We start from the raw sequence: 14,887 nt of genomic DNA, 5'->3' as shown, positions 1-14,887 counted from the left end.
CCCCGCCCCCCCCCCCCCCCCCCCCCCCCCCCCCCCCCCCCCCCCCCCCCCCCCCCCCCCCCCCCCCCCCCCCCCCCCCCCCCCCGCGGCGATGGCGCCTGTACCCCCACCCGGACCTACGGTCCGACCTCCCCACAAGGGGGAGGTAGAAGAAAGAAGGTCAGGCAGCGGCTTCCTGCTGTTGCTGCACACTGCGGCTGAGGCGGCGAACCTCCTCGTCGTTGAGCAGGCCACCGGCGCGTAGCAGGCTGGCAAAGCGGCCATTGCGCAGCGACAGCTCGGTGAAGCCGCCCATCTCGATCACCCTGCCCTTGTCCATGAACACGACCAGATCGGCGTCGCGAACGGTGGTCAGGCGGTGGGCAATGATGAAGGTGGTGCGGTCGCGCCGCAACTCGTCGATCGCTTCCTTGACGCGATCCTCGGTCTCGACGTCGAGCGCGCTGGTCGCCTCGTCGAGCACCAGGATCGGGGCATCCTTCAGCACGGCGCGGGCAATGGCGATGCGCTGGCGCTCGCCGCCCGACAGCTGGCCGCCACGTTCGCCGACCAGCGTGTCGTAGCCATTGCTCTTCGACAGGATGAAGTCCTGCGCCGCTGCCGCATTGGCGGCGGCATGGATCTCGTCATTGCTCGCATCGGCACGGCCGACGCGGATGTTGTCCTCGATCGAGCGATTGAGCAGGCCGGCATCCTGGAACACGGTGGCGATCGAATGGCGCACCGACTTGCGGGTCACGGTGCGGGTGTCGATGCCGTCGATGAGAATCCGGCCATGCGACGGCGAGAAGACGCGCTGCAGCAGGTTGATGAGCGTGGTCTTGCCGGCGCCCGTCGGGCCGACGATGGCGACGGTCTGACCAGCCTGGACCTCGAAGGAGACGTCGTCGATGCCATGGCCCGAATTGGCGAATTCGAAGCCGACATTCTCGAAGCGGACATGGCCGGTGACGTTAGTGAGATCGCGCAAGCCGTCCGGCTCAGCGGCATCAGCCGCGGAGTCCTCGAGATGGTAGAAATCTTCGAGCTTGGCACGGGCCTCGGAAATCTGGTTGGCGAAAGCCGACATCTGGTCGAGGCGAGCGATCAACATCGTGGCAAAACCGGTGAAGGCGATGACGTCGCCGACACCCAACTGACCGTGAGTCACGAGATAGGAGCCGATCGACAACACGATCAGCATCGAGATCGCCGACGACAGACGGTGCAAGGCATTGGCCAGCGCCCACCAGTCGAGCACAGGGTTCTGCGCGTCGAGCAGGTTCTTGACGTAGCGGCGCAGCGTATCGGCCTCGTGGCCGAGGCGATTGTAGCTCTGCAGCACCGCAACGTTGCTAACCGAGTCGGTCACATGCGCGAACACCTTGTGGTAGTGGCGCTCAACCGCAGCCTGGCCCGCCTTGGTGCGGCGCATTACCATCCGACCGATGCCGACGTAGAGCAGCCCGAGGCCAAGCAGCACCAGCGACATGCGCAGATCCATGCTGATCGCGGTCGGGACCAGCAGTACGAGGGCGACAGCCGTGGACAGATGCTGGCGCATGAATTCAAGCCAAAGGCTAAACAGGGTTTCGACGGCGCGCAGCATCGTGTGCAACGCATTGGAGGTGCCGTGCTGATGGTGCCAGGCGAGCGGCATGGTGATCACGCGCTCGAAGGACTGGCACAGAACTTCGCTGCGCCGCTTGTGAGCAAAGCGGTCAGCGCCGCGCGCCACCATGACGAAAGCAACGATGTTGAAGGCGCCGAGACCGGCCCACATGACCAGCGTGGTGAAGACAGAGCCGCGCTCGGAGATGGCGCCGATGACGCGACCGAACATAATCGGCTCGAGAAGCGCTACGATAGCGAGAGCCACGTTGGCCGAACAGATCAACGCGACGCGTTTCCTGTCCGCAGCCAGATATCCGAGTGCTCGCCAGTAGATTTGCAGAAGGGTCACCCCAGTTACTCCGCCATGCTGTTTATTGTGCACTGCATCATTTTATTCGTACCGGTTGATACGTCGCAAAACAATGGCCGTGTACCTCTTCAGTTCCCTCAGGGCGAACAAAAGATGGCGACGTTCCGAAATCTGCCGTGATCAGCTAACGGTTTGAGAAAACAGGTAAAATGTCAGGCATGCGGCGAAATCATGGCAGCTCGCGCGTGCTGCCATAATTTTAATCAGCAGCAATGTCGGGCGGGTGACCAAGGCCGAAATCGCCGTCTGCACAGTATAGCGCGAAACAAATCAGCCTTGCGCCTCTCCAGGCGACGGGAGGCCCCGTCTCTCCGCTCGAGCCGACTCCCATGGCGCACTTCAAGTCCTTGATTTCATGCGCTTCTCAGGGGCATGCCCTTCAGTCGGGCCAATGGCAACACCGGACGGCACGGCGCCTCCCATCCTGTCATGGTCCAAAAACCGCGCCCCGGGCCCTAGACCCGAGAGCACGCTCTTTAGGCAGCATATGTCAGGCCGGAATCCTGACGATGACGTCGGTAACTTCGCCATCCTTCAGTTCGAGCGCCGAAGCCTTGGTCTTTGCCCCATTCACCTCCAGCGACACGGCCTTGGCCTTATTGTCGCGGATGACACGAACCTTGAGTTCGGCGCCCAGCATCTTGAGGGTTGCCGAGTAGCCGTCCCAGTGGCTCGGCAGTTTCGGCTTGAACTGGACACGCTTGCCGCGCCGTTCGATGCCGAGGATGCCTTCGACCGCCGCCCTGTAGAGCCAGCCGGCAGAGCCGGTGTACCAGGTCCAGCCGCCACGGCCGCCCTTGTTGTTGCCGGCATTGTCGTCCCCGGCATAGATATCGGCCGCCACGACATAAGGCTCGACGCGATAGTGCTCGGCCGAGGCCTCGTCGGTCGCATGGTTGACCGGATTCAGCATCGACAAACAGCGATAGGCCTCGTCGGTCCGCCCCATCTCGGCGAGCGCGATGACGAACCATGTGGCGGCATGCGTGTACTGGCCGCCATTCTCGCGCACACCGGGCGGATAGCTCTTGATGTAACCCGGGTCCTTCTCCGTCTTCGAGAAGGGCGGGGTGAACAGCCTGACGATGTTGAGCTTGTCGTCGACGAGCAGCTTGGTCGCCTGCTCCATCGCCGTCGTCGACCGCGCCGGATCGCCCTCTCCCGAAAGCACGCTCCAGGACTGGGCGATCGAGTCGATCTTGCACTCCTGCGAGGTTCGCGACCCTAGCGGGCTGCCATCGTCGAAGCTGCCGCGCCGGTACCATTCGCCGTCCCATGCCGTGCTTTCAAGCGCCCGCTTCAGCACATCGGCATGCTTTGCCCAGGCCTGTGCACGCTTGGTATCGCCCTCGGTCTTGGCAACAGGGGCGAAGTCGCCCAGTGTCTTCAACAGGAACCAGCCGAGCCAGACGCTCTCGCCCTTGCCGTGCTCGCCGACGCGGTTCATGCCGTCGTTCCAGTCGCCGCCGAGGATCAGCGGCAGGCCCGCAGGGCTGCTGCGCTTAATGGCGAGGTCCAGCGCCCGCGCGCAATGGTCGTAGAGCGACCCCGTCTTCTTCGAAACCTCGGGAGTGAAGAAGGCATCGTGCTCATCCTCGCCCAGCGCCTGTCCGTCGATGAAGGGCAGTTGCTCCTTGAGGATGGTGGCATCACCGGTGACCAGCAGGTAGCGCGCCGTGGCGTGGGCCAGCCAGACGACGTCGTCGGAGATCAGGGTGCGCACGCCGGCGCCGGTGCGCGGCAGCCACCAGTGCTGCACGTCGCCCTCGGGGAACTGCCGCCGTGCCGCGTTGAGGATCTGGTCGCGCGCCAGCTGCGGGTCGTGCGCCAGCAACGCCAGCGTGTCCTGCAACTGGTCGCGGAAGCCGAAGGCACCGCTGGCTTGATAGAAAGCGGAGCGGGCACGGATGCGGCAGGCCAGGCTCTGATAGGGCAGCCAGTGATTGACCATGGCGTCGAGCGCCTTGTCCGGCGTCTCGACCTGGATGGTGTCGAGAAAGCCGCGCCACCCGCGCTCATTGTCGGCCAGACGCTGATCGAAATCCTTGACCCGGTGCTCCCGCACCAAGGCGCTCGCCTCCTCGGCGGACTCGGCGTCACCGAGCAGCCAGAGCAGCGTCACGTCGCCGCCTGCCGGAATCTCGATGTCGCGGGCGATCGCCGCGCACGGATCGTCGCCGGCCTCGACACGGTCCGATAGTGCAGCACCGCTCAGCACCGCCTGCGGAAGCTCGCTGGAGCCATGCCGGCCCAGGAACTCCGAGCGGTCTGATGTCACCGAATGGACGCCACCATCGGCGGCGAGGAAGGCCACCCGCTCGCCGAAATCGAGCCCGTAGGGGTTTTGCGCCAGCAATGCACCGGTGGCTGCGTCACGGGATGGGACGATGGTTGCCGCCGTGCTCGACCGATGCCCGCCGAGCACCCATTCGGCATAGGCATAGACACGCAGCCGCGCCGGCACCGAGCCGGAATTCTGGATACGCAGCCGCGAAATCTTCAGAGGATCAACCGGATCGACGACATGGGTAAGGTCCATCGACAACGGCCCGCGCTTCGAGCGGAAGGTCGAGAAACCCTGGCCATGCCAGGCCTCGTAGGTCATCGAGGGATCGCGCACCATGGCGGCGAGCGGCGAGAACGCCTTGCCGCTGGCCTGATCGTAGATGTAGAGGCCCTCGCCCGGCCGGTTCGAGACCGGGTCATTCGACCATGGCGTCAGCTGATAGTCGCGGCTGTTGCGGCTCCAGGTGAAGGCAGCCCCCTCGGCGGAAGTGTGGAAGCCGAACGAGGCGTTGGAGACGACGTTGATCCACGGCTGCGGCGTCGTGCGCCGGCCGGCCAGGCGCACGACATAGTGCCGCCCGTCGCCGTCGAAACCGCCAAACCCGTTCCACTGGCTGAGCCCCCTTCCATCGGCGCTGACATTGGCGACCGCCTGCGAGGCAAATGCATGCATCGTGGGCACCAGGGACGGCAGTTCGCGCGGAACCGGCAATGCTGCGGGCAGCAGGGCATCGCGGGCCTGCAGCGCCGCCGCCTCGGCCCGCTCGATCTGGTCGAAGATGGTGCCGTTGCGCGTGTGCAGGACGACGCGAGCGACGGCGAGCAGCGTCTTGTAGGTCGTCTCGTCCATAAGGTCGCGGCGCACCGCGAAAATGTGCTGGCGAGGTCCGAGTTCCTTGCCACGCAAACGGCTGTTCTCGCACAGCGTCTCGACCGCCCGCTGCAGGTCCTGGACATAGGAGGACGCCTGCTCGTTGACGACGACGAAGTCGATCATCATGCCGCGGGTGCGCATATATTCCTGGAAACGCAACGCCTGGGCGACGATTTCGAGATCGGCGACGTCGCCGATCCTGACCAGGAAGATCGGGAAATCGCCGGAAATGCTAGTCGGCCACAGGCTCGACTGCTTGCCCAGCCCCGTGGCAATGGATTCCGCCGGAAGACGCAGGAACGGGTCCGGATAGATCAGATAGCGCGCCAGCTTCTGCACATTGGCGGCATCGGTCAGGCTGAGGCCCATATGGCGGGTCTGCACCTGGCTGCGCGTCCAGGCGAGCATCGCCTGGCGGGCAAAGCTCTCCGGATGGTCGAGCCGGGCGATGGCCTCGTCCAGTTCGGCGCGGCCGGCGCCGACGACGGTCCAGAAGGTCAGCGATATCTTCTTGTTGGCCGGCACGCGCACCTGACGGCGCAGCGAAGCGACGGGATCGAGCGTGAAGCCCGAATGGCCACCGAGCCTGGCGCCCGGATCGAAGGCGGCAGCGTCGACAATGGTACGGCCACGGCCGATGAAGGCGCGCCTGTCGGTCTCGGCCTCGGCATCGCGCGCCGATCCGGACGGATCGGTGACGAAATGCACCATGGCGATATCGGGCTCGCTGGTCTCGCGCTTGCGCCGCGTAGCGAAGATCGCCGCGTTATTCGATGCGATTTCGGTTTCCACGAACATCTTCGAGAAGGCCGGATGCGCGTTGTCGGATGCTTCCAGGCCGAGCACCAGTTCGGCAAAAGAGGTCACTTCAATGTGACGGTCGGATGGACCATCATTGTAGAGCGTGACCCGACGGCCCTCGCCGTTGCCTTCCGAAATGACGATGCATTCAACCTCGGAGCGCAGCGTGCCCACCGATTTGACGAAGCTCGCCTTGTCGTCAGAGAACAAGGTCTGCGCCTTTTCCTCGGCGGCGCGCTTAGGCTCCGATGTCGCCGACCACCAGTCGCCCGTGTCGGCGTCACGCAGGAAGATGTAGGAGCCAAGCCGGTCCTCGGTCGGATCCGGCTGCCAGCGGGTGACGGCAAGATCGCCCCAGCGGCTGTAACCCGAGCCGGTCGCCGTGACCATTACCGAATAGCGGCCGTTCGACATGACGCTGGTCGAGCGCAGCGATTGCAGCGGGTTGAGCACGATGCGGGTGTCAGGGCTCTCGATCTCGGTCTCGTCCTTGGAGCGTTCGTCGGCCTCGGTCCTGACAGTCGCGGTCGGAATGTCGCGCGGCGCCCTCTCCTGCAGCAGCAATTCGGCCGATTCGATGACCGGATCGCTGTGGAAGCGGTCGCGCATGCGGCCTTCGAAAATGGCGTCGGCGACCGCCACGATCGACATGCCCGAATGGTGCGCCATGTAGTTCTGCACGACGACATGGTCGGTGCCTTCCGGCACGCGCTGCGGCGTGAAGTCGACGGCGTCGTAGTAACCGTGGCGGCCTAGTGCGCCGACTTCCCTGAGGTGGGCGAGATTCCGTACGGCTTCGCGCGGGTTGAACTGGGCCGCCAAGATGGTGGCGTAAGGCGCGATCACCGTGTTCTGGCCAAGGCCGCGCTTCAGCCCGAGCCCGGGCACGCCGAAATTGGTGTACTGGTAGGTCAGTTCACGGTCGCGGGCGTTGTAGGCCGCTTCCGAAATGCCCCACGGCACGTTCTTCTGGCGGCCGTACTGGATCTGGCGCTTGATGATCAGCTTGCTGGTCTGGTTGAGAATCGAGCCTTGCGGCTCCTTCATCACCAGCGGCGGCATCAGATATTCGAACATCGAGCCGGACCAGGACATCAGCGCGCCCTGGAAACCGATCTCGACGATCGGCCGGCCGAGCCGGAACCAGTGCTCGGTCGGCAGATCGCCCTTGGCGATGGCGAACAGGCTGGTCAGCCGTGCCTCGGAAGCCAGAAGGTCGTAGCAGCTTTCATCGAGCTGATGTTCCTCGACCCGGTAGCCGATCGACAGCAGCTTGCGCTCCGGCCGCATCAGGAATGAGAAATCCATCTCGAAGGCGAAGCGGCGCGTGCGCTCGCGCAAGGTGAGCAGCTTGGCACGCAGCGCCTCGACCGCATTGTCGTCACTGTGCGCATCATGGACATGCGCCTCGCAGGTGGCTTCCAGCCTTGCCGCCCAGTCGACGATGACATCGCTCTGGGGCGATGCCGCCTCGGTGTGGATGGCGGTGGCAAGCTTGCGGATTTCGCCGGCCAGCACAGCCAGGTTGATGGTGCGGATCGACGCCATTTCCGGCTGCGCCTTGATGGTATCGACCGCGCGCCGCATACCGTCGAGACGGTCGGCGAGGCGCTGGCGCAGGGGGCGCAGCTGACGACGGTCGTCGGGCAGTTCGTCAAGGCTTTCGCTGAGGATGGCGACCGTGTCGAGAATGCCTTCGAAATCGCCCTGGAGATGGACGGAGGGCGCTTCGGCCCATTCGGCGCAGGCTGCCGCCACCGCTACCAGATGGCCGGCAAGATTGCCGCTGTCGACCGCAGAGATGTAGAGCGGGTAGAGGGGCTTCAGCGTCGTCGTGTCATACCAGTTGAAGAGGTGGCCGCGGTCGCGCGGCATGCCCTCGATCGTCGACATGGTGGCGTCGATGCGGGTGATGGCGTCGGACAGGCTGATCCAGCCGAAATCGCGAGCGGAGACGACGGACAGCAGGTAAACCCCGATATTGGTCGGCGAGGTGCGTGGCGCCACCACGGGCGCCGGGCTTTCCTGGAAATTGTCGGGCGGCAGATGGTGATGCTCCGATGTCACGAAGCTTTCGAAATAGTGCCATGTGCGCCGCGCCACCGTGCGCAACGTATGGATATCGGCCTGCGATATGCGCAAGCGATCCTCGGTTTCAGCCGAACGGCTGATCCAGCTGGCGATGGCCGGCGAACCAATCCAGAACAGGGCGAAGAAGAAGGCAACGAAGGCGCCGGTCGAATCGGCCAGCACCGGAATGGCAAGGCCGACGAAGCCGATGATCACGGCGCCATACATCATGCCGTAATACGATCCGACATCATTGTCGCCCGCCTTGTGCGCCTGCGAGGCGGTACGCCATTCCAGCAGATTCTGGCGGCTGACGAACAGCCGGTAGAGCGTGCGCACGATGGCGTCGCCCATCATCCAGGCGTTATGCGCCATCAGCACGATCTTCAGCGCCACCATGGCGGTACCGAAGGCGACGTCGCGCGCCAGCGCCGAGAAATGGCCGCGCGGCGTCTGGTCGCCACTCTTGGGCAGGATGGCATGGACGATGTCGAATGTCGGTGCCATGAACAGGCTGAGGATCAGCAGAGCCTGCCATTGCGCGGCCTGCGTGAAGGGCAGCAGCGTCCAGCCGGCGATCGCCGCCATCACCCAGAAGATCGGCGTCAGCGAGCGGCGCAGATTGTCGATCATCTTCCAGCGCGACAGAGCCGGCACGCCGGAGCGTGGATCGAGCATGAAGCCGAGCAGCTGCCAGTCGCCGCGCGCCCAGCGATGGTGGCGCGAGGCGTCGACCGAGTAGCGCGTCGGATAGTCCTCGACCAGTTCGACGTCGGTGACCAGCGCCGCGCGCGCCAGCGCGCCTTCCAGCAGATCGTGGCTGAGGATGGTGTTTTCCTCGATGCGGCCCTGCAGCGCCGCCTCGAAGGCGTCGACATGATAGAGGCCCTTGCCGGTGAAAGACCCGTCGCCGAAGACGTCCTGATAGAGATCGGACACGGCAAAGACATAAGGGTCGAGGCCGCGATTGGCCGAAAACACCCGCTGGAAAAACGACGCGTCGTCGCCTGATGTCAGCGACGCGGTGATACGCGGCTGCAAGATCGCATAGCCGGCGGTGACGACACGCTTGCTGGCATCGAAATGCGGGCGGTTGAGCGGGTGGCAAAGCTTGCCGACGAGGGTCGCGACCGCGTCGCGGGTGGTGCGCGTGTCGGCATCGAGCGTCATCACATGGACGACGCTCTCCGGCAGCGGCACGTCGAGCGGCAGGAACGTGGTGTCGCTGTCGCCGCGCAGCAGGAGGTCGAGTTCGTGCAGCTTGCCGCGCTTGCGCTCCCAGCCCATCCAGGACCCTTGAGCCGCATTGAACAGCCGGCGCCGGTGCAGGATGTAGAAACGCGGCGCGCCTTCGGAGGGATAGCGGTCGTTGAGACGGGCGATCTCGGCACGGGCGAATTCGAGGATTTCAGTATCCGCCGCATCGATCTCGATCTTCGAGTCGGGCCAGTCAGACAGCAGCGCGAAATGGATCTCATCGGCCGTGTTGGCGAGATGATGCACCTCGATATTGCGAATGTTCTCCTCGACGTCGTCGCGCGAGCCGATCAGCGACGGCACAACCACCAGCGTGCGCGCCTCGGGCGGTACGCCGTGCCTGTAATCGTAGCCGACGAGGCGCGTCGGTTTGAGGAACAGCGATACGACCGTGTTGAAGAAGGCGAGCGCGCCCTCGCTGGCCGGCACGGCAAACAGCGCGAGCATCAGGACGATTGACGGCACCGACAGGCCGAGATTGGTGAGTGCGTTGCCGGAAAGGACGAGAAGCAGGGCCGTCAGTGCAAACACCGGCACGACGATGCCAAGCCACCCCGTCTTGCGGAAGGCACGCTTGACCGTCTGGCTGATGGTCGGCCGATAGCCGATCGCCTTCTCCAGCTCCAGCCGGCGCGGGCCGACGAGAAAGAAACCGACATCGGTGTGAGCGGATGCGGCAGGGACGGCATCCTCATCGCCTGGCATGGTCTCGCCAGCGGCGTGGCCGGCCAGCTCGATGGCCTTTTCCGCGACCCGATATTCCGAAAGGTCCGAACGGCGCGCCAGTTCCTCGATCGCGGTCCGGTACTGGTCACGCGAGAAGAAGTCGAGCGCGGCGAAATCGGTGCGCTCGCGCAGCACGGTATCGATGCGGCTGACGCCTTCGAACCAAACAGTCCAATCGACGTCGTTGATGAGGCGCAGGCCGCGGATGATGTTGCCCGTCGTCACGTTGCCGCTGGACAGCGTGCGATGTTCGGAAATGATGATTTCCTCGGCGTCGGAGCCGGTCTTTTCGAGCTCGCCTTCCAGCCATTCCAAGGCCTTGCCGGCATTTTGCGATCCATCGCGCAAGCGGTAGAGCAGCTGGGTGGCAAAGGTGGTGTCCTGCGCGTGGGCGCTGAAGTTGGACAGGATCGCCTGGCGGTCGGCGCTGTCGTCGGTGGCCAGAACCTGGTCCGCCACATCGTTGGCGATCTGGCGCATCTGACGGGTGCGATTGACCCTGACCGCCAGCCGGCGGAGATTTTCGATCAGGACGAAGCGCAGCAGGGAAGGCAGCGCCCAGAGTTCGCCGATCTTCAGCGGCTCGACCGATTGAAAACCCTGGACGATGGCCTTGAACATCGTCGCCGAGACGGAACTGTCCGAATGCGCCACATAGGTCCAGGCCAGCGCCAGCGCGCGTGGCACGCTGCCGTTGTCAGGCAGTTTCAAGGTCGGCAGCTGGCGGTAGAAGCGGCGCGGCAGGTCGCGCTTGACCTGGAAAATGGTCTCTTCGACGAGATAATTGTTGTCGAGCAGCCATTGTGCCGCCGGCGTGATCGTCTCGCCTCTCGCCTGCACTGCATTGGTCGAACGGTAGACTTCCAGGATCTTCTTCGCACTGTCGCGGACACGCGCTTGAAAATCGAAGGGCGTCAGGCCGAACAGATCGGTGAGGTCGCCTTTTGCCAGGCTTTCACCGAGCAGCCGAAGGCGTTCTTCGGGCAGGTAATTGGAGCGGATCGGCTCTTCCGTGATGGCCGGGAAGCTCGCGCTTGTCTTCTCGATTTGGGCAGGGTTCGTCTGAATATTCATTGAAAATTCCGTAAGCGGCCAGTCAGCGGCGTCACCGCCACGGCAATGGCCCTAAAACCGATTCAAATGCAATTGGTTGCATAAACCCCATTTGCCGAAAGTTTGTTTCCGCACCACGATAGGGCGTCATCTCTCAGCGAAAAACAACGACGAGCACCCCTCCTCCCATCGAGATCGATCGACGGGGAGGATTCGGGCTTTTTCGTGATGCTCGCCGTCAGCTTACGCTATAATTCGCCGGCACCGCGATCATGTTTGGAAACAAGCGTTAATCGTTGCCTGAGATGTCGCCGAGCCGGATCACGAACAGCGTCGCCTCATGGGCAGGCTGGATAAGCAGGCTGGCGCTGTCCGGACCGGGCAGCAACGTGTCGAGCGGCCCGAGGCGAACCGGTTCGGCGGCGGCCACAGTGACTTCGCCGTTCAAGCACAGGATGAGGGTTGTGCCGGCTTCAGTCCGGATTTCCACGGGAGCCGAAACGACCAGGCGTTCGACCGAATGCGTCATCCGACTTCTGCGGGTCATGACATTGAGGTCGGTGATCGGCCCGCCGATCAGCGTGGCCGAGGTCTGCACGTTAGCCGGGAAGGAAAACAGGGCGGTCGTCCTGTTTATGGATTTCGGCGGGTAGCCGGCGATATCGAGGACGATGCCCTCGCCTTCGAGCACGGCAAGGGTGCGATCGATACCGGCAAACTGCGAGAACGGGCCGCTCAATTCGACGCGCGCCATCGAGACGCGCCAGTCGAAGTCGTCGAGCCCGGCACCTGCGGGCGAGACGGCGATTTCCGTCGTTACGCCGCCGCCGTTCTTCCACGGCATCGAGCGGTATTCGGCTGCCCGCAGGATGCGCATCGGCTCAGCCCAGAATGCCGGGCAGGTTGAGCTGGTGCTCCTTGGCGCATTCGACGGCGATGTCGTAGCCGGCATCGGCGTGGCGCATGACACCGGTCGCCGGGTCGTTCCAAAGCACCCGCTCCAGGCGCCTGGCGGCTTCGCGTGTGCCGTCGGCGACGATGACCATGCCGGCGTGCTGCGAGAAGCCCATGCCGACGCCACCGCCATGGTGCAGCGACACCCAGGTGGCGCCCGAGGCCGTGTTGAGCAGCGCATTGAGCAGCGGCCAGTCGGAGACGGCGTCAGAGCCGTCCTTCATGGATTCCGTTTCGCGGTTCGGCGAGGCGACCGAGCCGGAATCGAGGTGATCGCGACCGATGACGACAGGCGCCTTCAACTCACCCTTGGCCACCATTTCGTTGAAGGCGAGGCCGAGCCTATGCCGATCGCCGAGGCCGACCCAGCAGATGCGCGCCGGCAGGCCCTGGAACGCGATGCGCTCACGCGCCATGTCGAGCCAATTGTGCAGATGGGTGTTGCCGGGCGTCAGTTCGCGCACCTTGGCGTCGGTCTTGTAGATATCCTCCGGATCGCCCGACAGGGCCACCCAGCGGAACGGGCCAATGCCGCGGCAAAACAGCGGACGGATATAGGCCGGCACGAAACCGGGGAAGGCGAAAGCGTTCTCGAACCCCTCTTCCTTGGCCACCTGGCGAATGTTGTTGCCATAGTCGAGCGTCGGCACACCGGCGTTCCAGAATGCCACCATCGCCTCGACATGCTCGCGCATCGACGCGCGAGCCGCCTTCTCGACCGCCTTGGGGTCGCTGACGCGCTTCTCGCGCCATTCGGCCATCGTCCAGCCCTTCGGCAGATAGCCGTTGATGGGGTCATGAGCCGAGGTCTGGTCGGTGACCATATCGGGGCGGATGCCGCGCCTGAACATTTCCGGGACGATCTCGGCCGTATTGCCGAGCAGGCCGACCGACTTCGCCTCGCCGGCCCTGGTCCAGCGCTCGATCATCTCCATCGCTTCATCGAGTGTCTCGGCCTTCTCGTCGACGTAGCGGGTGCGCAGGCGGAAATCGATCGAGTCGGGATTGCATTCGATGGCCAGGCAGCAGGCGCCGGCCATGACGGCGGCGAGCGGCTGGGCACCGCCCATGCCGCCGAGCCCGCCGGTCAGGATCCATTTTCCCCGGAGATTGCCGCCATAGTGCTGGCGACCGGCTTCGACGAAGGTCTCGTAAGTGCCCTGCACGATGCCTTGCGTGCCGATGTAGATCCACGAGCCGGCCGTCATCTGGCCGTACATCATCAGGCCCTTCTTATCGAGCTCGTTGAACTTTTCCCAGGTCGCCCAATGCGGCACCAGGTTGGAGTTGGCGATCAGCACGCGCGGCGCATCGGGATGGGTGCGAAAGACCCCCACCGGCTTGCCCGACTGGACCAGCAAAGTCTCGTCATCGGCCAGCGTCCTCAACGAGGCGACGATGCGGTCAAAGTCGTTCCAGGTGCGTGCCGCCCGGCCGATGCCGCCATAGACAACCAGCTCGTTGGGGTTTTCGGCGACATCCGGGTCGAGATTGTTCATCAACATGCGCAGCGGCGCTTCCGTCAGCCAGGAGCGGGCGCTGATTTCGCTGCCGCGCGGGCTGCGGACTTCACGGATGTTGTGGCGAGGATTGTTCATGGCGTCACTCCATAAAAGGATCGAATGTCAGGCCTGCGCCCAAGACGTCGCGGTCTCGAGGATTTTCCGCAGTGTGGCGCGGATCGGTGCTGCGAACTCGGCATCGTAAGGCACCGGCCAATTGCCGGGCACGCCCTTGCCGTCAGGCTCGCGCATGTAGCCGCGGTTGGAGAGTTCCATCTGCAGCGCATGGACGCCCTGGTGCGGCTGGCCGAAATGGCGCGTGATCCAGCCGCCCTTGAAGCGGCCGTTGACGACGAAGGTTTCGCCGGTTTCGGCCATGATCTGGCCGACCATCGCCTGCAACGCCGGATCGGCGCTCTTGTCGTCATTGGTGCCGAGATTGAACACCGGCAGCGTGCCCTCGAACAGGCGCGGCAGCACCGAGCGGATCGAATGGCAGTCGTAGATGACGATCTTTTCGTGCAGGCCGCGCAGCCGGTCGATCTCGGCCTGCAGGGCGGCATGATAGGGCGCGAAGAATTTTTCGCGGCGCTCGTCGATCTCCGACGGCCCCGGTTCTTCGCCCTCGCGGTAGAGCGGATCGCCATCGAAGGTTTCGGTCGGGCAGAGGCCGGTGGTCGCCTGACCGGGATAAAGCGAGGCGCCGGAGGGATCGCGGTTGACGTCGATGACCGTGCGCGAGATCGCCGTATGCACGACAGTTGCCCCCAGGCTGCCGGCGAAATCATAGAGCTTGTCGATCCACCAGTCGCAATCGCGGCGACCGAGCCAGGACGACACCAGCCGGTTCTCGAGGCCGGCGAGATCGATGCCGGTGTGCGGGATCGATACCAGCAATGGGGCCGTCCCGCGCGCTACGGTGAGCCAAGGCGTGCCCGTCATCGTGCAGCTCCAGAAATCGACGGCAGCGTTATCGCGCCGGCGGCCTTGATGGTCGCACCACTGCGCACCATGGTGATCGCCTTTTCCATGTCGGGATGGAAATGCCGGTCATTGTCGAGATGCGGAACCTCGGCCCGGACCAGCTTGCGCACCGCTTCCAAGGCATCGCTCGAAGCCAGCGGCGCATGGAAGTCGCAGCCTTGCGCGGCGGCGAGCAATTCGATGCCGACCACCGCCGTTGCATTCTCGACCATGCCGATCAGCCGGCGCGCGCCGTGCGCGGCCATCGAAACGTGGTCTTCCTGGTTGGCCGAAGTGGGAATGGAATCGACGCTGGCCGGATAGGCTTTCTGCTTGTTCTCCGAAACGAGCGCCGCCGCTGTCACCTGCTGTCTCTTTTACACCTCTCAGAGCCACCGAGACGCTCGTGAGTGGAGTAACGGGGGTGATGCGTGATAA

At 64.3% G+C, this 14,887-nt stretch carries 5 protein-coding genes and 2 pseudogenes; 1 reads left to right on the top strand and 6 read right to left on the bottom strand.

What is annotated here, in order from left to right; all coding sequences use genetic code 11:
* Window positions 1-201 (top strand): annotated as a pseudogene (locus NKJ06_RS30315) (hypothetical protein); the annotation flags it as partial.
* Here NKJ06_RS30315 and NKJ06_RS30310 read toward each other — a convergent pair.
* From NKJ06_RS30310 to NKJ06_RS30285, 6 genes and pseudogenes are all read right to left on the bottom strand, one after another.
* Window positions 161-1,942 carry a glucan ABC transporter ATP-binding protein/ permease gene (locus tag NKJ06_RS30310; RefSeq protein WP_352635285.1) on the bottom strand — a complete coding sequence of 594 codons (1,782 nt, stop codon included), beginning with the start codon at window positions 1,940-1,942 and terminating at the stop codon, window positions 161-163. The pseudogene NKJ06_RS30315 and the gene NKJ06_RS30310 overlap by 41 nt on opposite strands.
* A gap of 511 nt (window positions 1,943-2,453) precedes the next feature.
* Window positions 2,454-11,051: a glycoside hydrolase family 94 protein gene (locus NKJ06_RS30305; RefSeq protein ID WP_352635286.1), complete on the bottom strand. Its 8,598-nt coding sequence runs from the start codon at window positions 11,049-11,051 to the stop codon at window positions 2,454-2,456.
* A gap of 268 nt (window positions 11,052-11,319) precedes the next feature.
* Complete coding sequence (locus NKJ06_RS30300) at window positions 11,320-11,907, bottom strand: HutD/Ves family protein (RefSeq protein WP_352635287.1); 588 nt, start codon at window positions 11,905-11,907, stop codon at window positions 11,320-11,322.
* Between the two features lie 4 nt (window positions 11,908-11,911).
* The gene (gene hutU / locus NKJ06_RS30295) at window positions 11,912-13,582 is read right to left on the bottom strand and encodes a urocanate hydratase (protein ID WP_352635288.1); all 1,671 of its coding nucleotides are present in this window, start codon (window positions 13,580-13,582) and stop codon (window positions 11,912-11,914) included.
* 27 nt (window positions 13,583-13,609) lie between these two features.
* A complete protein-coding gene (gene hutG / locus NKJ06_RS30290) occupies window positions 13,610-14,428 on the bottom strand; it encodes an N-formylglutamate deformylase (protein WP_352635290.1) in 819 nt (272 codons plus the stop codon).
* A pseudogene (locus NKJ06_RS30285) lies at window positions 14,425-14,817 on the bottom strand (aromatic amino acid lyase); the annotation flags it as partial. The pseudogene NKJ06_RS30285 and the gene hutG, both read right to left, overlap by 4 nt.
* Between the last annotated feature and the right edge of the window lie 70 nt (window positions 14,818-14,887).

This window comes from Mesorhizobium sp. M0293 (assembly GCF_040321735.1).
In the GTDB taxonomy this organism is placed as follows: domain Bacteria; phylum Pseudomonadota; class Alphaproteobacteria; order Rhizobiales; family Rhizobiaceae; genus Mesorhizobium.
This window is presented reverse-complemented; position numbering and strand designations above follow the sequence as displayed.